Source organism: Azospirillum sp. A23, assembly GCF_042938965.1.
In the GTDB taxonomy this organism is placed as follows: Bacteria; Pseudomonadota; Alphaproteobacteria; order Azospirillales; family Azospirillaceae; genus Azospirillum; species Azospirillum melinis.
This window is the reverse complement of the sequence record NZ_CP170667.1, coordinates 349256-370040: the sequence shown is the minus strand read 5'-3', so window position 1 is coordinate 370040 and position 20785 is coordinate 349256. Positions and strand designations below refer to the sequence as shown.

Below are 20785 nucleotides of genomic sequence, written 5' to 3'. Positions count from 1 at the left end.
GGGGAGCGGCCCTTTTTCGTGTCGGCGCAACCGAAGCCGGCGCCTCACGCCGCCCCGGCGCTCGCCATCATGCGGCGGAGGTCGTTGGGGAAGACCGGCTTGTGCAGGATGCGGAAGCCGCGGCGCTCGGCCTCCTCCTGGCGCTCGGAGCTGGTGTCGCCGGTCAGGATGATGCCGGGAACCGACTGACCCAGCATGGTCTGGACGGCGCACACCGCCTCCGGACCGGTGCGGCCCTGCTGGAGCTGGTAGTCGGCCAGCACGATCTGCGGGCAGCGGCCATCGGCGCGCAGCCGTTCCAGCGCCTGATCGCCCGACTTGGCGGTCAGCACGTCATAGCCCCAGCCCTCCAGGATCGCCTTGAGGCCGAGCAGGATGATCGCCTCGTCGTCGATCACCAGCACCATGCCCTTGGCGGCAACCATGCCCTTGGCGGCTCCGACGCCAGTTGCAACCGCAGCCGGCGCGGCAATCGTCTTGGTCGTCCCGCCTGCGCTCCGCCCGCCGCCAAAAGCGTTGGCAATGGCGCTGATCGCCTGTCCGCGGTCGTTGGCCGCAGCGGCATCGTTGGCGACGGACCGGCGCGCGAGCGTCGCGGCGGCGGCGGCGGTGCCGCTGGCCGGACGCGGGTTGCCCAGGATCACCCGCGGCAGCTCGACCGCGAAGACCGACCCCTTGCCCTCCCACGAGCGCACCGTCACCGGATGGCCGAGCAGCCGCGACAGCCGCTTGACGATGGCCAACCCCAGGCCGAGGCCGCGTTCGCTGCGCTCGCCCAGCTGGGTGAATTCCTCGAAGATGTCCTCCAGCCGGTCGGCGGGGATGCCGGCGCCGGTGTCCCACACCTCCACCCGCATGCCGGACGGCGTCCGGCGGCAACCCAACAGCACCTTGCCCCTGGTGGTGTAGCGCAGCGCGTTTTCCACGAGGTTGCGCAGGATGCGCTCCAGATGGGCCGGATCGGTGCGGACCCAGGCGCGGGTCGGCACGGCACGCAGTTCCAGCCCTTTCTGGGCGGCGCGCGGACCGTATTCGGCGACCAGCCGGCCGAGCATCTGGTTCAGCCGCACCTCGACCGGCGTGGCGACGATCTTGCCGGATTCCAGCCGCGACATATCGAGGAGACCGTCCAGCAGGCTCTTCAGCGTGTCCAGCCCCTGGCGGATGTTGTCGAGGATCGGCAGCGCCGCATGGCCCTGCAACCGGTCGCTCAACGCCGCGGTGAAGAGATAGAGCGACTGCACCGGCTGGCGCAGGTCATGGCTGGCGGCGGCGAGGAACTTGGACTTGCCGTCGTTGGCCTGATCGGCCTCCTCCCGCGCACGATGCAGCTCGGCCTCGGCCTGCTTGCGGTCGGTAACCTCGACGGCGGCGCAGGTGACGCCCTCCACGCGGCCGGAGGGATCGAGCAGCGGGTCGATGGTCAGGTCGAAGAAGCGGTCCTCGCCCTTGCAGCGGATGCGCACCTCTTCCCGCGCGCCGACGCCGCTCTCCATCACCCGACGCTTCAGCGCCATCATGCCGTCGGCATCCTCGCGCTGGCTGCACAGGTCGGCGTCGATACGGCCGATCAGCGCGTCGGGAGAGAAGCCGAGCCATTCCGAATGCGCCCAGGTGTAGCGCAGGTCGCGATCCTGGTTGAGCACCACCACGCCGGAATTGCGCAGGCCGGTGCGCACACGCTCCTCGGCGACGCGCAGCGCCTCCTCGGTGCGCTTGCGCTCGGTGATGTCGATGCCAGTGGCGATCAGATGGGTGACATGCCCGTCGGCATCGACCATCGGGGTCAGGTTGACGTCCACCGTCATCTCCCGCGGAGCGGTGTCCCGCCCGGTGGCGACGCGCAGCCCGGCATCGAAGCGGGAGGACCGTCCGCCGGCGCCCAGCGCCAGCGCCTGCCGCAGCCGCTCCCGCCCGGCCTCGTCGAAGGACAGCCAGCAGATCTCGTCGAAGGGGCGGCCGACGATGCGGGCGGGCGGCAACCCGGCGGCATCGGCGGCAGCGCGGTTGACCTGGGCCACCGCCCCGTCCGGCGTCAGCACGCCGACATAGGCCGGCAGCGCGTCCAGCACGGCGCGGATGTGGCTTTCGGACTGGCGCAGCGCCGCTTCGCGCGCTTCCAGACGTTCAGCCATCATGTCGAAGGCGTAGCCGAGCTGACCGATCTCCGACGAGCGGTCGGACAGCTTGACCCGCGTGGCGGTCTTGCCCTCGCTCCAGTCGCGGGCGGCGGAAACCAGTGCATCGACCGGGCGGCGGATGAACAGGGTGCCGCCGATCCAGGCGGCGGCGGCGGCGACCAGGAAGCCGGACAGCGTCATCAGCAACCCGTCCCGGGTGGCGCGGTCGACCGCGCCCATGGCGGCGCCACGGTCGACGCCGACGCTGATGAACAGGTCGCGGATGCCGGCGGACGGCGGGGAGAAGGCGAGGATGCGCGACACGCCGTCCAGTCCGGGCAGCATGGTCACGCCGGCTTCCCGTTCCGACAGAAGCCCCAGATAGCTGTCCGGCAGCCGTTCGCCGGCGCGGCCCTGGGTGCCCGGCAGCTTCACCAGGATGGTGCCGGAGCGGTCGGCGACGGTCAGGGTGGTGTTGTCCGGCATCGGACGGGAGGCGAAGAGGGCGGTCAGGCGCGGGACGTCGAGCGACAGGGCGACCACGCCGGCCCGCCGGCCATCGCTGTCCGAATAGGGAGCGGCGACCGGCAGTTCGCCGCCGTCGGCGCCGGAATGGGTGATCGTCCATTCGCCGACGGCGAAACGGCCCTGCGCCATCGCCCGGCGGAAATGCGGCTGGACGCTCAGCGAGGCACCGATGCGCGACGGATCGGCGCTGCACAGGATGCGCCCCTCGGTATCGGTGATCGACAGGGTGCGGTAGTCGGCGGAACGGGTCGCCAGCCGCTCCAGATAGGTCTGGCAGCTGTCGGCCTCGCCCCGGCGCAGGAAGCGCGCCTCGGTCACCGCGGTGACCATCAGGCGGGCGCTGTCGATGAGACGGAAATGCTCGCTTTCGACCTGCCGGAGAAGCCGTTCGGCCTGGAGTGTCACCTCGCCTTCGCGCTCCGCCCGCTGTTCGAGCACGCTGTAGATCTGGATGCCGATCGCCGGCAGGACCGCGAGCAGGACCAGGATGAAGAGGCGTGCCAGAAGGGTCATGGCGTAGACGAGGCTCCTCCGCAAAGCCGTCCGGATGGAACGATGGATGCGCCACCCTGCGGCATGCCTATCGCTAACGCACTTATGGTTAAGCGGCGGTTAATTTAGAAAAGAATGAGCCGGAACAGAGGGGAGAACCCGATCGAAGGGCTGTTATCCTCTCCCAATTTGCCGCCAACTGCAGAGCATTTACATCAAAAACCAAAACATACCACCATCGAGTGGTTACGGTCGAAAGGGATATGTCCCGCAGCCTGCTTGAATTCGCGTCGTTGCAGTGTTCAAGGACTTCCCATGCAACTGGAATTCTGATGCTGCTCCATCGATGGAACAGGCTGCGGGATGGGCTGTTGAAGCCTTGCAATGACCACACCCTTCCTCCTCCCCCCGCTCCGCACCACGTCCCAGGGCACGCCGCGCCGCGTGGGGGTGGAACTTGAATTCGCCGATCTGGATGCACCGTCGGCCGCGGCCTGCGTGCACCGGCTGTTCGGCGGCAGCGTCACCGTCGAGAACCCGCACCGATGTCTGGTGACGGAAACGCGGCTCGGCGATTTCACGGTCGAACTCGACATGCGCTCCGCCCACAAGGGCAAGGGGGGTGCGGCGATCCTCGACCCGCTGCGGCCGCTGTGGGGCAACATCGGCAGTCTGGTGATGCCCTTCGAGATCGCCGCCCCGCCGGTGACGGTGGAGCAGATGCCGGAGTTGGAGGAGATGGTCGCCCGCCTGCGCGCGCTGGGCGCCGCCGGAACGGAGGCCAGCCCGCTGTTCGCCTTCGGCCTGCATTTCAATCCGGAGGTGGCGCGGACCGATGGCGATTACCTGCTGGACATGCTGAAGGCGTTCCTGCTGCTGGCCCCCTGGCTGCGGCGGGAGATCCGCGTCGACGTCACCCGGCGCCTGTCAGGCTTCATCGCCGCCTTCCCGACGCCCTATGCCGCCAAGGTCGTCGATCCCGCCTATCGTCCCGACCTGGGCGGGCTGATCGACGATTATCTGGCCGACAACCCCACCCGCAACCGCGAGCTGGACCTGTTCCCGCTGTTCGCCCATCTCGACCGCGACCGTCTGGCGGCGGCGATGGAGGATCCGCATATCCGGCCACGCCCGACCTTCCATTACCGGCTGCCGAACGCGCGGCTGAGCGACCCCAGCTGGTCGCTCGCCGCCGACTGGAACCGCTGGGTGGCGGTGGAGCGGCTGGCCGCCGACCGCGCCCTGCTGGACGGCCTCGGCACCGAGTACCGCCGGGTAGCCGAGGCGCAGCAGCTCGAGGGCTGGGCCGAGCGCATCGACGCCATGCTGGCCGCCAATCCGGGCATTCACGGCGCTGAGGCGGATGCTGGGGCAGACATGGCCGGGCACGTCGATGGGGTCGACGACCCCGCCCGTCAGGCCGGCTGAGGGAGTTTTCTGAGGGAGTTTTCCATGGCAGCCATCGTCGGCAGGTCCCGGCCGCTGGTCGGCATCACCGCCTCGATCCATGGCAGCCGCATCGCCGCCATGGCCAACCGGCTTGCCCTGTGGCGGGCCGGAGCATCGTCGGTCCGCATCACCGCCGAGTCACCCTTCCCCATCGACCGGCTGGACGCGCTGGTCGTCGGCGGCGGCGACGACATCGACGCCTCGCTCTACGGCGAATCCGCCCGCCCGCACATCCGCATCGATCCCGAACGCGACCGGCTGGAGATGCTGGCGCTGGACTGCGCCGCCAAGATCGGACTACCGGTTCTGGGAATCTGCCGCGGCTCTCAGATGATCAACGTCCACCGCGGCGGCTCGCTCCACGTCGACATCCACGAGGTCTACGACGAAGCGCCGCACATGCGCACCGTGCTACCGCGCAAGCGCATCCGTATAGAGCCGGACAGCCGGCTCTACCGCATCCTCGGCATCGCCGAATGCCGTGTGAACGCCCTGCACCACCAGTCGGTCGACCGCGTCGGCGACGGTCTGCGCGTCGTCGCCCGCGAACGCGCCGGCGTCGTCCAGGGCATCGAGGCGCCGAACGAGCCCTTCATGATCGGCGTGCAGTGGCATCCGGAATATCTGGTCGCCGACAGCCGGCAGCAGGCACTGTTCCGCCGTCTGGTCGACACCGCCGCCGGAACCGCGCCGCTGGACGACTTCATGGAAATTCCGTCCCGCCGGTCGGTCCGCGCATCCGGCTGATGCCCGCAACCTCAGACTGATCTTCGACTCAAACTGATCTTCACAGGCTGATCCCGTCGGCGCAGCAGCACCCGGCTGCATATCCGACTCAGACGGATCGCGAGACCGAAAACGACGCGGGCGCCGCCGGAGGGATGGCTCCGGGGCGCCCGCGCTGTTGCCGCAGTAGGGGTGTTACTGGCTGCCGCCGTTGTCCGGGCCGCAGTTCGGGGTGCCCGGCGGGCAGTGGGTGCCGGTTGCGGTCTGGTTGTCGCGCGGAACGTTGCTGCCGGTGTTGTTGCCCATGCCCGACGGGGCGGTGGTCACACCCGGCACCGGCGACGTCGAGGAGCCCGACATGGTGCCGGTGGTGCCGGTCGAACCCGACATGCCCGCACCGCCGGTCGTGGAGCCGGCCGACGGCGAGGTGGTGGCGCCCGGCGGGGTGTGGACGATGCCGTCCGGTCCGACGTTGGTGGTGCTGCTCGGAGCGGTGGTGTATGCGCCGCTGCCCTTGACGGCGCCGGGGTTGGCTTGCTGAGCGGTCTGGGCCATGGCCGGGGCGGCCATCAGGAGAACTGCCGAAACAGCACCGATCATCAGGTTACGCATCCTCGAACTCCTTCATGGTGGCAACGCCTCGCATTTGGGCGTCTTTGGAACGGGACGGACGCCGTGCTTGGAGCCACAATCGGCGTCCGGCCAGGGCGTCTTTGTCTTTCATGGGTTTAGAACAGGGCAATCGGGGCATGATCTCGGTCGGTCCATGCGCTTTTTTTGGAAAAACGCCGGCAAAAGAGGGGCAAGAACGCGCCCGGCGGGTTCCTTCGGCGAGCCCCCGACGCACAGCCGGCGAGGCGGGAACAACAGGCGCGCCATAGGGTTCAAGCCGCGAGGCGGGTGGTCCGTGCAAAGCCTCCTCCCGACGCGTTTTCAATGAGGGTTCCAGCCGTGCCCGACGCCTCCCAGGATGCCACCCATCATTCCGGAACCTATGATTTCGGCATGTCCCCGAGGCCCCCCGACCCTTCCACTGGCATCGGAACGTCCGACCCGGTGCTCCGTCCCGGCCTGACCTGCTGGCGGACCGAGCGTGCCGGGCGGGTGGCGGTGCTGGTCGACGGCGCCGATTACTTCGTCGCCGCCCGCACCGCCATGGAACAGGCGAAGCGGTCGATCCTGCTGGTCGGCTGGGACATCGACCCGCGCATGCGCCTGGATCCCGAAAGCCACGAGACGCTGGGCCGCTTCCTCGCCCGGCTGATGCGGTCGCGGCCCGGGTTGCATGTGCGGGCACTGAAATGGGACATGCCCTTTCCCATCGCGCTCGACCATCCGCATGAGCCGCTGGAGCGGCTGGACCGCAGCACCGGCCGCCGGCTGAATGCCCGGCTCGACGGGGAACTGCCGGTCGGCGCCGCCCAGCACCAGAAGCTGCTGGTGATCGACGATGCCCTGGCTTTCTGCGGCGGCATGGACTTCTCCTTCGACCGCTGGGACACGTCGGAGCATCTTGATGACGACCCGCGCCGCCGCTGCCCGAACGGCGAGCCCTATGGCCCGCGCCACGACGTGATGATGATGGTCGACGGCGATGCCGCCCGTGCCCTGTCAGAACTCGCGAGGGAGCGCTGGCGCTGCGCCACCAGCGAGGTGCTGGAGCCCTGCCCGCCGCCCGACACCGACCAAGCCGATCAGGATCCCTGGCCGGACTGCCCGCTGCCCGACTGCGCCAGCCCGATCCTGACGGATGCGCGGATCGGCATCTCCCGCACCGTGCCGGAAATCGACGAGCGTCCGGCGATCCGCGAGAGCGAGGCGCTGACCTTCGCCGCCATCGCCGAGGCCGAGCGCACCATCTATCTGGAAAACCAGTATTTCGCCTCCGCCCGCGTCGCCGAGGCGCTGGCCCGCCGGCTGACCGAGCCCGACGGGCCGGAGGTGGTGCTGGTGGTGTCGATGGAAAGCCCGAGCTGGTTCGACCGCATGGCGATGGACACGCCGCGCTCGGTGGCCTTGCGCTGCCTGCGCGAGGCCGACCGCTACGGCCGGCTGCGCGCCCTGACCCCGGTGACGGAGGGCGGCGGGCCGGTGATCGTCCATTCCAAGGTGGTGGCGGTGGACGGCCGTCTGCTGCGCATCGGCTCGTCCAACCTGAACAACCGCTCGATGGGCTACGACAGTGAATGCGACCTGACCATCGAGGCGCCGCGGGAGCATGGGCCGCAACGGACCAGCGCGGAGGCCGCGATCATGGGCGTGCGCAACCGCCTGCTGGCCGAGCATATGGGCATCGACCGGACCCGGCTGGAGGCGGAGATCCAGGCGGCCGGCTCCCTCGTCGTCGCCATCGACCGGCTCTGCCCGCAGTCCGGCCGCCGGCTCGCCGAACTGCCCGCCAGCGACCCCAGCCTGACCGAACAGGCCTTCGCCGCCCTGCGCATCGCCGACCCCGACGACCCGAACGAGGCCTGGGCGCCGTGGAAGCGTCTGCCGCCGCCGCCGCGCTCCGCCCTGCGCGCCGCTGCCGCCGCTCTGCTGACGGTCGGGCTGGCTGCCGGAGCCTGGAGCGTGATCCGGAGCGGACGCGAAAAAGCCCGCCCCGCGCGCGACTGACCGTCACGACTGACCGTCACGCAAGGAGCGGGCCCGCTTTCCGGAATCCCCTCTCCTGCGGCGGAAGAGGGGATTTCCATGCCTGGACTTACCGCGTTTCCGCGACGCGTCCGTTGTCGGAGATGACGATCTCGACGCGGCGGTTCTGCTGGCGGCCGGCGTCGGTGTTGTTGGCGGCAACGGGCTGCGCCTCGCCCATGCCCTGGGTGACGATGCGCGACGGCGAGACGCCACGCATCGTCAGGGCGTCGCGGACGGAGTTGGCGCGGGCCTCCGACAGGCGCAGGTTGGTGGTGTCGCTGCCGGTGCTGTCGGTGTGGCCCTCGATCCGGATGGTGCGGCCGGGCTGGGATTGCAGGAACTGGGCGAGCCGGTCGATGCGCTCATAGGCGCCGGGGGTCAGCTCCGCCCGGCCGGTGGCGAACAGGATGTCGCCCAGCGTCATGACCAGACCGCGCTCGGTCCGCTGCGCCTGGAGGTCGCGCAGCTGCTGCTCCAGCTCGGTGTTACGGGCCTGGAGGCGGTAGGTGTCGGCATTGGCGACCACGGTCTGGGCGCCCTTCACCCCGGCCGTCTCCTGGGCGATCTGCACCCGGCGGCTGACGATGTAGGCCTGATGATCGACCTCGGCGGCATCGGCGCCCTGGTCGCGCATCGCCTCGGCACGGCGCAAGGCCGTCTCGGCGTCACGCAGCTGAAGCGGGGCGTTGCCGGCGACCTGCGGGTTGGCGGCGGCGAGGCTGTAATCCTGCCGCGCCTGGGTCAGGGCGGCGCTGTCGGTGGGCTGGGTGGCGCAACCGGCCAGCCCGAGGCCGAGACCCGCGAGGATGAGGCCCGAGAAAACGGGGATGCTGCGGGAAGCGAACGCGGTCATTGACGCACCTCCGGATAGCTGTAGCCCCAGCTGTTGCCGCCGCTGGTCCCGACGCCCGAGCCGCCCACCGAACCACCCACCGTGCCGAGCGAACCGGCCGGTGCCGGCGGAACCGCGGACGGAGCCGGGTAGCTGGAGCCGCTCATCCCGGAACCGCCATAGCCGGCCCCGCCGGACGGCGTGCTGCCAAGCGTCGACCCGCTATAGACCGGCGCCACGTCCGGCGCGGCGGCCGACCGCGGAGTGTTGGGGACCGCGGACTTGGCCACCGCGGTGGCGGCCTGCTGGGTCACCGCGCGCTGCGAGGTCACCGTCGCCAGTTCGGCATCGACGCGGGCCTCCTCGGCGAGGCGGCGGGCGCGGGTGCGCTCGTCGGCGCGCATGGCCTTGTCGGCGGAGGCCAGCTTGTCGCGGGCGCTCTGCAACGCCACCGGAGCGTATTGCAGGGCGTTGGCGCGCTCGGCCTCCTGCACCGCCTGGGACGCGGCGCCGAGCTGGGCGGTGGGCGGCGGCACGTCGGAAGCGCAGGCGGCCATGCCGAGCGCCGCCGACAGCACGGCGGCGGCTCGCCACCGGTTCGTCATTGCGGATTTGCGGGTCATCTGGTCGGTTCCTTTCGGATCGGGCTTCACGCCGGAAACCGGGGGCGGGCCAAGGTCGTGTCCCCCTCAAGCCATGCCCCTTCGGCCATGTCCTTTCGGGACGTCTCGCGCCTCAAACGCACCAGCCGGGGCGAAGGTTCCGCGCCGGTTCAGCCGCCGCTGCGCGAAACCCCATCACGCTCCGCCCGGCGGTTGTCACGCCGGTGGCGGACCAGCCGCAGCACATAGGCGGCCAGCAGGACGATGAACAGCACCAGCGCCCCCGGCACCATCCAGTCGGCGATCCAGGGAAAGCCGACCCGCACCAGATAGCCGGTGCCGGCCAGCACCAGAGACCACAGCGCCGCCCCGGCGGCGGCATAGAGCAGGAACACCGCCATCGGCAGCCCGCAGGCCCCGGCGGGAACCGAGATCAGCGTGCGCAGCCCCGGCAGCGGCTGGCACAGCAGAACGGCGACGCCGCCGCGCCGGGCGAACCATTCGGTGGCGCGGTGGACCTGCTCGGGCTTCACCGTCAGCCAATGGCCGTGGCGGCGGAGGAAGGCTTCGAACCGCTCACGCCCCATCCAATGGGCCGGCAGGTACCACACCAGCTCCCCCACCGCCGACCCCGCCCCGGCGGCCAGCGCCACCAGCAGCAGGTTGAACTCTCCTGTCGCGGCCCCCATGCCGGCCAGCGGGATCACCGTCTCCGCCGGCACCGGCGGCAGCACGCGGGCCAGGATCAGCATCAGGAAGATGCCGAGATAGCCGAACTGCTGCACGATCTGGATGATCCACTCGGTCATTGGGTCCACAGGGGGTCGGGGAGAAGAAAGCCGTCTCCAGTGAACCGTGCGGACCTTGCCGGCGTTCCCCGTTTTTCCATCCCCCTTGATGCCAATCTTGACCCCAATCAAGGCAAAGGCCGTTCGTACACGGTTCAGTGTCTCCATCATGACCGCATCCCTCGCCCTTGCCGCCGCCCTGCTGTTCCTCAGCCATGCCCTGCCGTCCTGGCCGGGGGTGCGGCCCGCCCTGATCGCCCGGCTCGGCCGCGGCGGCTTCGTGACGATCCATTCCGTCGGCTCGCTGCTGACGCTGGCCCTGTTCGTGCTGGCCTACCGCGCCGCCGACGGCGGGGATGTGGTGTTCACCCCCTTCGACTGGGCGGCCCCGCTGGTGGCGACGGTTATGCCCGTCGTCTTCCTGCTGCTGGTCGCCCGCGTCACCACCCGCTTCGGCAGCCAGGGCGCGCCGAACCCGCCCCGCGGCATCTACCGCCTGTCCCGCGCGCCGGGCAGCCTGGCGCTGCTGCTGTGGGCATGCGCGCACCTGAACGCCACCGGCGACGGGCGCCGGGTGCTGCTGTTCGGCACCATGGCGGCCATCGCCCTGTTCGCGCTGGTGAAGAACGAGATCGTGCTGCGCCGCAGCCCCGCCGGCCGCGCCTACCGGGACGAGACCTCGCTTTTGCCGCTGACCGGGCCGCAGGGCTGGCGCGGAGCGCTGCGCGGACTGGCGGAGATGGGACCGGCAAGACTGATCGGCGGGCTTGCCGCTTATGGTGGAATGCTGATGCTGCACCCCCTGCTCTTCGGGGTGGATCCACTCTACTGGGTAGGTTGAGCGGGACGGCGGACCGGTGCATCTGTTGAGGACGGGACACGAGTACCGCGTACCACCTCCAGCCTGCCCTCGCCGCTGCTCTCCCCGCCATTGCTTCAGGAAGCCCCCGCATGAAAATCCGCGAGATCATGACCCGCGACGTGCAGACGGTACGGCCCGACGACAGCATCCGCCGGGCCGCGCAATTGATGGACCAGTTGAACGTCGGCATCCTGCCCGTCTGCGAAGGGCGGGATCTGGTCGGCGTCGTCACCGACCGCGACATCACCATCCGGGCGATCTCCGCCGGAAAGCAGCCCGACCGCTGCAAGGTGTCGGAGGTGATGACCGCCAATCCCCGCTATTGCTACGAGGACGACCCGGTCGGCAGCGTGACCCAGTTGATGGCGGGCCAGCAGATCCGGCGGGTGCCGGTGGTGGACCGCAACGACCGGCTGACCGGCATCGTCTCGCTGGGAGACCTTGCCACAGATGCCAAGAACGACCGTGCGGTCCAGGACACGCTGGAACGGATTTCCTCCCCCTCCGAGCCGGACCGGACCTGAGCGGCCTCCTCGACAACAGGAACCGACCATCATGGAACAGACATCGGGTCCGGATGACCCGCGGGTCCGTGAACGGGCCTATCGGCTTTGGGAAGAGGAGGGGCGGCCCGACGACCGCCATCTCGACCATTGGGCGCAGGCCGCCCGCGAGATCGAGGAGGAGGACCGCCGCAACTCCGGCGGTCCTCGCGTCAACAGCCCGGATGCCGGGCTGGCCGTTCCCGATGACGCCGCCGCCCGCAACCAGCGGGAAGCGGCGGCGCATCTGGGCCAGTCCTCGGTGCCATCGGACAACTGATCACCGGATGGAGGCGGTCACTCGATCTTGAGGCTGACCGCTTCCATGCCCTTTTCGCCCTGGCGGACGGTCATGCGCACGCGCTGCCCGTCATCCAGCCCGCGCAGGCCGGCGCTCTCCAGCGCACGGGCCGGAATGAAGACGTCGCGCCCGCCGTCGTCGGGCTGCGCGAAGCCATAGCCCTTGCCGCCGTTGAACCACTTCACCGTGGCGCCCATCTCGCTGGTCGGACCGCTGGCCTGCTGCGGCCGGCGGGGGCCACCACGATCCTGGAAGCCACGGTCCTGGCTCCGGTCCTGGAAGCCACGGTCGGAGCCCCGATCCTGGAAACCGCGATCCTGGTTGCGGCTCTGGAAGCCGCCACGATCACCACCACGGTCGCCGAAGCCCCGGTCGCGCGGACCGCCGGCATCGCGGCGCGCACCGAAGCCCCGATCCCCACCCCGGTCACCGAAGCCCCGATCCCCGCGGTCCCCGAAGCTGCGCTCGCGCCCCTGCGGACGGGCCGGCGTGGCGGTGGAGAGGTCGACGGAATGCAGGACGCTGACCTGCTGGCCCTTGCGATCCTCGACGAGGTCGACGACCACGGTGGCGCCGTCCGGCAGGGTTGTGTGGCCGGCGGGCACGACGAGCGAGGCCGGCAGCAGGGCGTCCTTGCCGCTGTCGCCGACCTTGACGAAGCCGTAGCCACGTTCGGGGTTGAACCATTTCACGGTGGCCGTCACCTGGGTGGCGACGACGTTGGGCTGGCGATAGACGTGGCTGCGGGGCGGCTGATTGTGCATGGGAAACCCGAACTCCGGCAAACATAAGCGGCGCCCTTGCCGGTCCATCTCATGGACCGGTGGACGCCAACCCCTGACACATCGCCCGTCCGCGCGCTCTTGGCAAGTCGGGACCGCTCCGAATAAGCCGGACAGGCCGTTAAATCACACCCCAAGGGGGGCCGATGGACGAGCCTCAACCCATCAGGCGGTCCATCAGGCGGTCCGGCGCCGGCGGCGGCTCGCGCGGCGGAACCGGGATCGGGCCCGGCGGTTCTCCCAGCGGCGGACGCGCCGGATCGCCCGGCACCGGCATCGAGTCATCCGGCACAGACGGTTCGCGCGGCGGCGAGGGCGGATAGGGTCCAAGTTCGAAGATCATGCGCGGTTCCTCAAAATCATTGATAAGGCAATCGATGTCATCAGCCGCCATGACCGCCGGGGGCGGTCCGGGACAGGCGCCGGGCATCGTTCAGGCTGGTCATGCAGCGGGTCTCGTCGCCGTCGCGGGCGGCGCTGCGGGCGGCGGTGACCAGCGATTCCACCTGGGCGTTCCGCGCCGCCTGCCCCATCAGCCCATCGCCGCCGCCGGAGCCGCCCGGACCGCTGTCAGGCGGCGTCCGCGAATTGGCCTGGCGGCCGGCTTGCGAACTGCTCTGGGGACTGATGGACGGAGCGGTCGGCATGTTGCTGCCGATGGCCGGCGGTTCGACCACCGACCGGTCGCCGACGGCGGGAGGCGCCACCATGCCGCCTGATTGGGCGAGCCGGTCGCTGCCGCTGCCGGACCCAGGTTCGTCGCGCGGGGTGGAACCCGACAGGCCGGGCGTGCCGGTACCGCCACCAGGACCGGGGACGGCGACCGGCGGCGGTTCGGTCGACAGACCGAGATCGGCAGCGAACTGGTCCACCATCGCGCCGCAACTCGCCTGGGCCGCGGCATCCGTCTGGGCCGCCGCCCCCTGGGCGGCGAGGAGCCCGGCCGCCATGACGAGGGCGACGGGGCCGAACCTTGTGAAATTTGTCCGCATCGGTCGCGTGCTCCTCGGCTTGGCTCCTCGGGGTTGACCCCTCGGGTTGACCATGTCCATCCGGTCACGCCCATGGCGATCCCGCTCAGGGGCGTGTTCCGATGGAATCAACGGTCTTGGACCGGGCACGGTTCCGGCGGACCGGTCGAAGATCTGCCCGGCCATGCATCTTGCTCATTTCGCAGGCAGAGGGCCTTGGCTGTAGAGTGCCTGTCCCCCTCCTCAACCGACGGTCCGCATTTCCATCATGATCGCCAACATGGCCGCGCTGGGCGCGGCGCTGTGCTGGGCCGCGGGCGGCCTGATCGCCATCGGACCGGTGCGGGTGCTCGGCTCCATCGCCTTCAACCGCGTGCGCCTGACCATCGTCGCCGCGGCCCTGCTGGTCGCCACCACCCTGCTGGGCGGCTGGCAGACGCTGGACACCGGGGCCGCGCTGACGCTGGCGCTCTCGGGGCTTCTGGGGATCGTGGTGGGGGACATGGCGCTGTTCTGGTCGCTCAGCCGCCTGGGGCCGCGCCGCAACGTGGTGATCTATGCCGCCAACGCGCCGCTGACCGCCCTGCTGGCCTATGCCCTGCTGGGGGAGGCGCTGGGGCCGTGGACCGTTCTGGGCGTGGGGCTGGTCACGCTGGGGGTGATGCTGGCAGTGGCCCTGCGCTCCGGCTCCACCCACAGCTGGGAGGCGATCCAGGGCAATTTGCTGGCCGGCGTTTCGGTCTGCCTGCTGGCGGCGGTCGGTCAGGCCGCCGGCTCGATCATCGCCAAACCGGTGATGACGGCGGGCGCCGATCCGATCGCGTCGGCCGCGGTGCGGGTCACCACGGCGGCCCTGATGTTCACGGCCATCGGCGTGCTGTCGGCGGTTCGCGAGGGGGTTCGCGCCGGGGTTAACGGTGGCGCGGCGGTGGCAGGTGCCGGTGGGCTCGGCGGGCTGCTGGTCCCCCGCGGGCTGACGCCCAAGCTGATGCTGCAGATCGCCGGCAACGGGCTGCTCGGCGTCGGGCTGGGGATGACGCTGCTGCTGGTCGGGCTCGCCCACGGCAATGCCGGGGTGGTCGCCACCCTGTCGGCGCTCAGCCCGGTCCTGATCCTGCCGATGATGTGGCTGCTGACCGGCCAGCGCCCGTCGCTGGGCGCCTGGGCCGGCGCCGCGGTCGCGGTGGCCGGCGTCGCCCTGATCGTCAACAGATAGGAAGGCGGCTCAGCGGGCCGTTTCCACCGCCACGCCCAGCGTGGGCAGCGCCGCCTGAAGCGCCGAGGAGGCGCGGTTGACGGCATCGCGCAGGTCGGCTTTCAGCACCGGCTCGTCCGGCCATTGCTGCTCGCAGGCATGCTGAAGCTTGCGGGCGGTGCGCGACAGTTCCAATAGGCCGACATTGCCGGCCAGCGACACCATGGCATGGGCGTCGGCCGCAGCGGCCTTCGACGAGTCCGCCTCGCTGATGCGGTCGGTACGCAGGGCCAGCTCGGCCAAGGTTCCGGCGATGAAGCGGGGCAGCACGTCCGCGCCCAGCGTTTCGGCCAGCGTGTCCAGCGTGGCGCGGTTCAGCACCGGTGCGCTGTCCGACACCGTCGCCACCCCGGCCAGCACCGTCGCCTCTTCCACGGCATCCCCCTCCGGCAAGGCCCCATCCATGCTGGCCCCATCCATCCCGGCGTCGAGCCAGCGGCCGACCGCGGACAGCAGCGTGTCGCGCTCGATCGGCTTGGTCACATGGTCGTTCATGCCGACATCCAGGCAAAGCTGGAGCTGATCGGTCAGCGCGTTGGCGGTCAGCGCGATGATGGGCACGGCGCCGCGCCGCCCGCCAAGCTGACGGATCGCCGCAGTCGCCTGCAAGCCGTCCATCCGCGGCATCTGCATGTCCATCAGGACGAGGTCGAACTCTCCCCGGCGCATCGCCTCCACCGCCAGGATGCCGTCCTCCGCCACCTCGACCGTATGGCCGGCCTTGCAGAGGATGGAGGAGGTGACGATCTGGTTCATCGGCACGTCTTCGGCCAGCAGGATGCGGGCACTGCGGGTCGGTACCGCGTTTTTCCGCTCGACGGTGGGCAACCCCGGCGCGGTGGCGACCGGCAGCGGCAGTTCGAACCAGAAGGTGCTGCCCACCCCCGGACTGCTTTGCACCCCGATATGACCGCCCATCAGCTCCGACAGTTGCTTGGAGATGATGAGGCCGAGCCCGGTACCGCCGTAGCGCCGGGTGGTGGAGCGGTCGCCCTGGCTGAAACGCTGAAACAGGTTGGCCTGATCGGCCGCCGGGATGCCGGGGCCGGTGTCGCTGACCGAAAGCCGCACATGCGCCGCCGGAAGGGCCTCCCCCTCGCCGCCCCCCTGGCCCGACAGCAGCCCGGCCGACACCAGCACCGAGCCGCGTTCGGTGAATTTCACCGCATTGCCGACGAGGTTCAGCAGGATCTGGCGGATGCGCGCCTCGTCGCCGCGGACATAGCGCGGAACGGTGCCGCCCAGCGACAATTGCAGCAGCAGCCCCTTCTGCGAGGCGGCATTGCTCATCAGGTCGCGGCAGTCGCGCAGCAGCCGGTGCAGGTCGAAGGCGCGCTCCTCCAATTCCAGCTTGCCGGCCTCGATCTTCGAATAATCCAGGATGTCGCCGATGATCGCCAGCAGCCCGCGCCCAGCCTCGCGCTGGAGCGACACATACTGGCGCTGTTCCGCCGTCAGCTCGGTGCCGAGCAGCAGGTCGGCGAAGCCGATGACGCCGTTCAGCGGTGTGCGGATCTCATGGCTCATCGACGCCAGGAATTCCGACTTCACGCGGTTGGCCGCCTCCGCCTCGGCGCGGGCGGCGGACAGTTCCTCCTCGTAGCGCTTGCGCTCGGTCACGTCGCGCACCACGCCGACCACCACGAAGCCGCCGTCGGACCCCACCGTCGGCCGCATGCTGGACTCGACCCACAGGTAGTGGCCGTCGCGGTGGCGCAGCCGGTGGGTGAAGGTGACGGGGGGCGATCCCGGCTGCAACCCGGCGAAGGCCATCGCCGCACTCTCCAGATCGTCCGGGTGCAGCAGGTTGGCCGGGGCGGTGCCGACGATCTCCGCCGGATCGTGGCCCAGAATGTCGCGCACCGACGGCGACAGGTAGTGCACCGCCCCGTCGGCCTTCATCTCCAGGATCATGTCGGTGGCGTTGTCGGCCAGCAGGCGGTACCGCGCCTCGCTCTCGCCCAACCGCCGTTCGGCGTCGTGTTGGCGCTGCTCGCGCAGCAGCAGGCCGCCCAGGAACAGGGTGCCGAGCGGGATGATGGCCAGCAGCGCCGGCGCAGTGCGCTGCCCCACCTGCAAGGCAAGGTCCCACGTGGGCAGCAGCAGCAGGGTCGATGTCGACAGCAGCGTCAGCAGCAGCCCGAAGCCCAGCAGCGGACCGACGCCCATCGCCACCCCGCGCCGCTTCGACCACATCGCGAAGCCGACGCCGGTCAGGAACGACAGCAACGCGTTGGCGACGCCGGCCTCCATCCCCACCCCGCCCAGGAACATGCGGTATCCCGCGACCGTCACGGCGGTGATGGCGGAGGACAGCGGACCGCCGAACAGCGCGCTCAGCCCGATCAGCGGAGCCCGCGCGTCGATGAAGATGCCCGGCCCGATATGGATGGGGTGGACCATCGAGAAGATGGCGGTCAGCGCCATCACCGCGCCGAAGACGATCTGGCGGGTGTAAAGGCTCCAGCCGCCGGAGCGGCGGATCAGAAACGTGTAGGCAAGAACGACGAAGGCGCTCGCCGCGATGTTCTCGGCAAGATCGTACGCCATCGAAGAGAAGTTGCCTAACATCGCCCGGCCGCCGTCCCCACCCGATTTCCCGTTACCTCTATACCACGGAAGGATGTCGCGAAACCGCTAACACCAACGGGAGACATGTGATCTGGCGGGGACAAAGGTCGGGCTTGCGATGCCGGCAGGCGGCAACGTTTCAGGCCTCGGCGTCGGGCTGGCGGTCCGGAAGGGCGGCGGCGAAGGCCGGCAGGGCGCGGCAGGCTGCGTCGATGCGCAGCAGCGTGGGATAGCCGTCCAGCGGGCAGTCCAGGCGGCGGGCGTTCGCCATCTGCGGCACCAGCAGGATGTCGGCCAGACCGGGCTCGTCGCCATGGCAGAAGCGGCCGGTGCGCGGATCGCCGGCCAGCTGCGCCTCCAGCGCGGTCAGGCCGACGGCGATCCAGTGCCGGTACCAGCCGTCGACCTCCTCCTGGCTGTGGCCCATGGTCTTCAGGTGGTTCAGCACCCGCAGATTGTTCAGCGGATGAAGGTCGCAGGCAACCGCCAGCGCCAGCGCCCGCACCCGCGCCCGGCCCAGCGGGTCGGCCGGCAGCAGCGCCGGGGTGGGATGCGTCTCGTCCAGATACTCGATGATGGCGAGCGACTGGGTCAGCACATGATGACCGTCCGGCCCGTCGACCTCCAGCGCCGGCACCAGATGTTCCGGGTTGAGGTCGGAATAGGGCGGCTTGGCCTGCTCGCCCTTGCGCAGATGGACGAAGGCCTGGTCCGGCGTCAGGCCCTTCAGGTTAAGGGCGATGCGCACGCGGTAGGCGGCGGAGGAACGGAAGTAGGTGTGGAGTTTCAAGGGGCGTGTGTCCGTTGAAGTGTCGCGGCGATGATCGGATATCAGACCCTATCACAGCCCCAGATAGGCCTGCCGCACCCGCTCGTTGCTCAGCAGGGCGGCACCGCTGTCGCTCAGCACGATCTCGCCGGTCTCGATCACATAGCCGCGGTCGGCGATGGCGAGTGCCGCATGGGCGTTCTGCTCGACCAGCAGGATGGTGGTGCCCTCGCGCTTCAGCCGCTGCACGGCGTCGAAGATCTCCGCGACCAGCAGCGGCGCCAGCCCCATGCTGGGCTCGTCGAGCAGCAGCAGGCGCGGCTTCGCCATCAGCGCGCGGCCAAGGGCGACGATCTGCTGCTGGCCGCCCGACAGGGTGCCGGCGGGCTGGTCGCGCTTGACCTTCAGCACCGGGAACATCTCGTACAGCCGGTCGATGTCGTCGTCCGGCTTGCCGCTGCCCCGGCGGTAGGCGCCGAGGCGGAGATTGTCCTCCACGCTCTGCGGGCCGAACAGCTGCCGGCCCTCCGGCACCTGCACCACCCCTTCGGCGACGCGGCGCGACGCCTTCATCCGGGTGATGTCGCAGCCGTCGAAGGTGATGCGCCCGCTGCTGGCAGGGTGGACGCCGGACAGGGTGCGCAGCAGCGTCGTCTTGCCGGCCCCGTTGGCGCCGACCAGCGCCACCAGCTCGCCCTCCCGCACGGTCAGGCTGGCCGATTTCAGCGCGTGGATGCGGCCGTAATGGCTGTTGAGGCCCTCGATCTCCAGAAGCATGGGTGGCCCTCCTTACGGTGCGGCGCCGAGATAGGCGGCGATGACGTCCGGGTTGGCCCCCACCTCCTGCGGCGTGCCCTCGGCCAGCATGCGGCCCTGGTTCAGCGCGGTGATCCGGTGCGAGATGCCCATCACCATCTTCATGTCGTGTTCCACCAGGACGATGGTCACGCCGCTGGCCGCGACCGTCTTGATCACCTCGTCGATCTCGCGGCTTTCGGTGGCGTTCAGGCCGGCCGCCGGCTCGTCCAGCAGAAGCAGCTTCGGCTCCGACGCCAGCGCGCGGGCGATCTCCAGACGCTTCAGCGCGCCGTAGGGCATGGAGGAGGCGTCGGCGTCGACGTACTTCTCCAGCCCGACATCGGCCATCAACTGCGCCGCCCGGTCCTTCGCCTCGCGGTCCTTGCGCACCAGCGACGGGAAACGGAACAGCGCCGGCAGCAGCCGGGTGTTCAGGTGCAGGTGCCGCCCCACCATGACGTTCTCCAGCGCCGTCATGTTGAAGAAGATCTGCAGGTTCTGGAAGGTGCGCGACATGCCGCGGGCCGCCAGCCTGTAGGGCGCCATGCCCGACACATCGGCCCCGTCGAACAGCACCCGGCCGCCCGACGGCTTGTAGACGCCGGTCACCAGATTGAACAGGGTGGTCTTGCCGGCACCGTTCGGCCCGATGATCGAATGGATGTCGCCGGCCGCGATGGAGAAGCTGAGGTCGCCGATGGCGAGCACGCCGCCGAACTCGCGGCTGAGATGCTCCACCTTCAGGATCGGCGGGCCGACGCGGCGGGCCTGTGCGGTCATGTCCGGGGAGAGGTCTGTGGTCGCCAGCATCTTCATGCCCGCCTCCGCGCCGGAAGCAGCGTCGCCAGGGTGGGAAGCAGCCCCTTGGGCATGAACACCATCGTCGCCATCAGGATGCCGCCCAGCACGATCTGCTGGTAATCCTGGAAGATCGTCAGCGCCTGCGGCAGCAGCGTCAGCACCACCGCACCCACGACGGCGCCGAAGGTCGAGGCCATGCCGCCGAACACCACCATGGTGACCAGCTCGATCGACTTGAAGAAGTCGGCCTTGGCCGGGGTGATCAGGCCGGCGTAATGGGCGAACAGGCTGCCCGCCACGCTGGCGAACACCGCCGACAGCACGAAGACCATCACCTTGAAGCGCGCGGTATCGACGCCGACCACCTCGGCCGCCACCTCGGACCCGTGGACGGCGCGGAGCGCCCGGCCCATCGGGCTGTCGATCAGGTTCAGCGACAGCCAGACCACGCCGACCAGCAGCACGCCGACCACCCAGTACCAGACCTTCTCGCCATACAGCTCGACGCCGAAGATCTTGAACGGCTCCACCATCATGCCGTCGGGACCGCCGGTCAGGCCGCTTTCGGTCCGCAGCACGATGGACACGATGATGCCGATGCCGAGCGTCGCCATGGCGAGGTAATGGCCCTTCAGCCGCAGGATCGGCTTGGCGACCAGGAAGGCCAGCAGCCCGACGAAGGCGGCGCCGGCCAGCAGCGCCACAATCGGCGGCCAGCCGTAAGTGCCGACCAGCACGCCGGACGCGTAGGCGCCGATGCCGAAGAAGCCGGCATGGCCCAGGCTGATCTGCCCGGCATAACCGATCAGCAGGTTCAGCCCGACGCAGACCACGGCGTTGAAGCCGGCCAGGATGGCGATGTCGAGATAGAAGTTGTTGGGCAGGAAGGCCGGCAGGACCGCGATCACCGCGCTCAGCGCCAGAAGCCCGGTCAGCCGCCCGTGAAGGAGTGCGTTCAT

At 69.9% G+C, this 20785-nt stretch carries 20 protein-coding genes; 7 read left to right on the top strand and 13 right to left on the bottom strand.

The genetic code is table 11. From position 1 onward, the window contains the following. Nucleotides 1–44 precede the first annotated feature (44 nt). The gene (locus ABNQ40_RS19070; RefSeq protein ID WP_109047989.1) at nt 45–3161 is read right to left on the bottom strand and encodes a PAS domain-containing protein; all 3117 of its coding nucleotides are present in this window, start codon (nt 3159–3161) and stop codon (nt 45–47) included. Between the two features lie 363 nt (nt 3162–3524). Here ABNQ40_RS19070 and ABNQ40_RS19065 point away from each other — a divergent pair, with 363 nt between their 5' ends. Beyond that, a complete protein-coding gene (locus ABNQ40_RS19065; protein ID WP_109047990.1) occupies nt 3525–4568 on the top strand; it encodes an amidoligase family protein in 1044 nt (347 codons plus the stop codon). Between the two features lie 24 nt (nt 4569–4592). Beyond that, entirely contained in the window at nt 4593–5336 is a 744-nt protein-coding gene (locus tag ABNQ40_RS19060) for a gamma-glutamyl-gamma-aminobutyrate hydrolase family protein (protein WP_109047991.1), read from the top strand. A 174-nt stretch (nt 5337–5510) separates the two neighbouring features. On the opposite strand, the gene ABNQ40_RS19055 is transcribed toward ABNQ40_RS19060, so the two are convergent. Continuing rightward, a complete protein-coding gene (locus ABNQ40_RS19055) occupies nt 5511–5927 on the bottom strand; it encodes a hypothetical protein (RefSeq protein WP_109047992.1) in 417 nt (138 codons plus the stop codon). A gap of 444 nt (nt 5928–6371) precedes the next feature. Here ABNQ40_RS19055 and ABNQ40_RS19050 point away from each other — a divergent pair, with 444 nt between their 5' ends. After that, a complete protein-coding gene (locus tag ABNQ40_RS19050; protein ID WP_247879573.1) occupies nt 6372–7931 on the top strand; it encodes a phospholipase D-like domain-containing protein in 1560 nt (519 codons plus the stop codon). Between the two features lie 88 nt (nt 7932–8019). Here ABNQ40_RS19050 and ABNQ40_RS19045 read toward each other — a convergent pair whose 3' ends face one another. The 3 genes from ABNQ40_RS19045 to ABNQ40_RS19035 all read right to left on the bottom strand — a co-directional run bounded on the left by ABNQ40_RS19045 (nt 8020) and on the right by ABNQ40_RS19035 (nt 10195). Next, nucleotides 8020–8805 carry an OmpA family protein gene (locus tag ABNQ40_RS19045; protein WP_109047993.1) on the bottom strand — a complete coding sequence of 262 codons (786 nt, stop codon included), beginning with the start codon at nt 8803–8805 and terminating at the stop codon, nt 8020–8022. Next, nucleotides 8802–9407: a DUF4398 domain-containing protein gene (locus ABNQ40_RS19040; RefSeq protein WP_109047994.1), complete on the bottom strand. Its 606-nt coding sequence runs from the start codon at nt 9405–9407 to the stop codon at nt 8802–8804. Before ABNQ40_RS19040 ends, ABNQ40_RS19045 begins: the two co-directional genes overlap by 4 nt. Before the next feature lie 149 nt (nt 9408–9556). Continuing rightward, nucleotides 9557–10195 (bottom strand): DedA family protein, encoded by a 639-nt coding sequence (locus ABNQ40_RS19035; protein WP_109047995.1) that lies wholly within the window; start codon nt 10193–10195, stop codon nt 9557–9559. A gap of 148 nt (nt 10196–10343) precedes the next feature. On the opposite strand from ABNQ40_RS19035, the gene ABNQ40_RS19030 reads away from it, so the two are divergent. From ABNQ40_RS19030 to ABNQ40_RS19020, 3 genes are all read left to right on the top strand, one after another. After that, a complete protein-coding gene (locus tag ABNQ40_RS19030) occupies nt 10344–11015 on the top strand; it encodes an NnrU family protein (RefSeq protein WP_109047996.1) in 672 nt (223 codons plus the stop codon). Between the two features lie 110 nt (nt 11016–11125). Then, nucleotides 11126–11560, top strand: coding sequence for a CBS domain-containing protein (locus tag ABNQ40_RS19025; protein WP_109047997.1), 435 nt, complete (start codon nt 11126–11128; stop codon nt 11558–11560). A 31-nt stretch (nt 11561–11591) separates the two neighbouring features. Further along, entirely contained in the window at nt 11592–11858 is a 267-nt protein-coding gene (locus ABNQ40_RS19020) for a DUF2934 domain-containing protein (RefSeq protein ID WP_109047998.1), read from the top strand. A 17-nt stretch (nt 11859–11875) separates the two neighbouring features. Here ABNQ40_RS19020 and ABNQ40_RS19015 read toward each other — a convergent pair whose 3' ends face one another. The 3 genes from ABNQ40_RS19015 to ABNQ40_RS19005 all read right to left on the bottom strand — a co-directional run bounded on the left by ABNQ40_RS19015 (nt 11876) and on the right by ABNQ40_RS19005 (nt 13653). Continuing rightward, nucleotides 11876–12643, bottom strand: coding sequence for a cold-shock protein (locus ABNQ40_RS19015; RefSeq protein ID WP_109047999.1), 768 nt, complete (start codon nt 12641–12643; stop codon nt 11876–11878). 175 nt (nt 12644–12818) lie between these two features. Further along, entirely contained in the window at nt 12819–13004 is a 186-nt protein-coding gene (locus ABNQ40_RS19010) for a hypothetical protein (RefSeq protein WP_109490720.1), read from the bottom strand. Between the two features lie 40 nt (nt 13005–13044). Continuing rightward, nucleotides 13045–13653: a hypothetical protein gene (locus ABNQ40_RS19005; RefSeq protein ID WP_109048000.1), complete on the bottom strand. Its 609-nt coding sequence runs from the start codon at nt 13651–13653 to the stop codon at nt 13045–13047. Between the two features lie 247 nt (nt 13654–13900). On the opposite strand from ABNQ40_RS19005, the gene ABNQ40_RS19000 reads away from it, so the two are divergent. Beyond that, entirely contained in the window at nt 13901–14848 is a 948-nt protein-coding gene (locus tag ABNQ40_RS19000; RefSeq protein ID WP_109048001.1) for a DMT family transporter, read from the top strand. Between the two features lie 9 nt (nt 14849–14857). Here ABNQ40_RS19000 and ABNQ40_RS18995 read toward each other — a convergent pair whose 3' ends face one another. The 5 genes from ABNQ40_RS18995 to ABNQ40_RS18975 form a co-directional block, all read right to left on the bottom strand. After that, nucleotides 14858–17437 carry an ATP-binding protein gene (locus tag ABNQ40_RS18995; RefSeq protein WP_109048002.1) on the bottom strand — a complete coding sequence of 860 codons (2580 nt, stop codon included), beginning with the start codon at nt 17435–17437 and terminating at the stop codon, nt 14858–14860. A gap of 160 nt (nt 17438–17597) precedes the next feature. Beyond that, nucleotides 17598–18248, bottom strand: a complete 651-nt coding sequence (maiA, locus tag ABNQ40_RS18990) for a maleylacetoacetate isomerase (RefSeq protein WP_109048003.1) — start codon at nt 18246–18248, stop codon at nt 17598–17600. A 51-nt stretch (nt 18249–18299) separates the two neighbouring features. Further along, nucleotides 18300–19004, bottom strand: a complete 705-nt coding sequence (locus ABNQ40_RS18985) for an ABC transporter ATP-binding protein (protein ID WP_109048004.1) — start codon at nt 19002–19004, stop codon at nt 18300–18302. 12 nt (nt 19005–19016) lie between these two features. Beyond that, entirely contained in the window at nt 19017–19841 is an 825-nt protein-coding gene (locus tag ABNQ40_RS18980) for an ABC transporter ATP-binding protein (protein ID WP_109048005.1), read from the bottom strand. Next, nucleotides 19838–20785 (bottom strand): branched-chain amino acid ABC transporter permease, encoded by a 948-nt coding sequence (locus ABNQ40_RS18975; RefSeq protein WP_109048006.1) that lies wholly within the window; start codon nt 20783–20785, stop codon nt 19838–19840. The genes ABNQ40_RS18980 and ABNQ40_RS18975 overlap by 4 nt, the downstream gene beginning before the upstream one ends.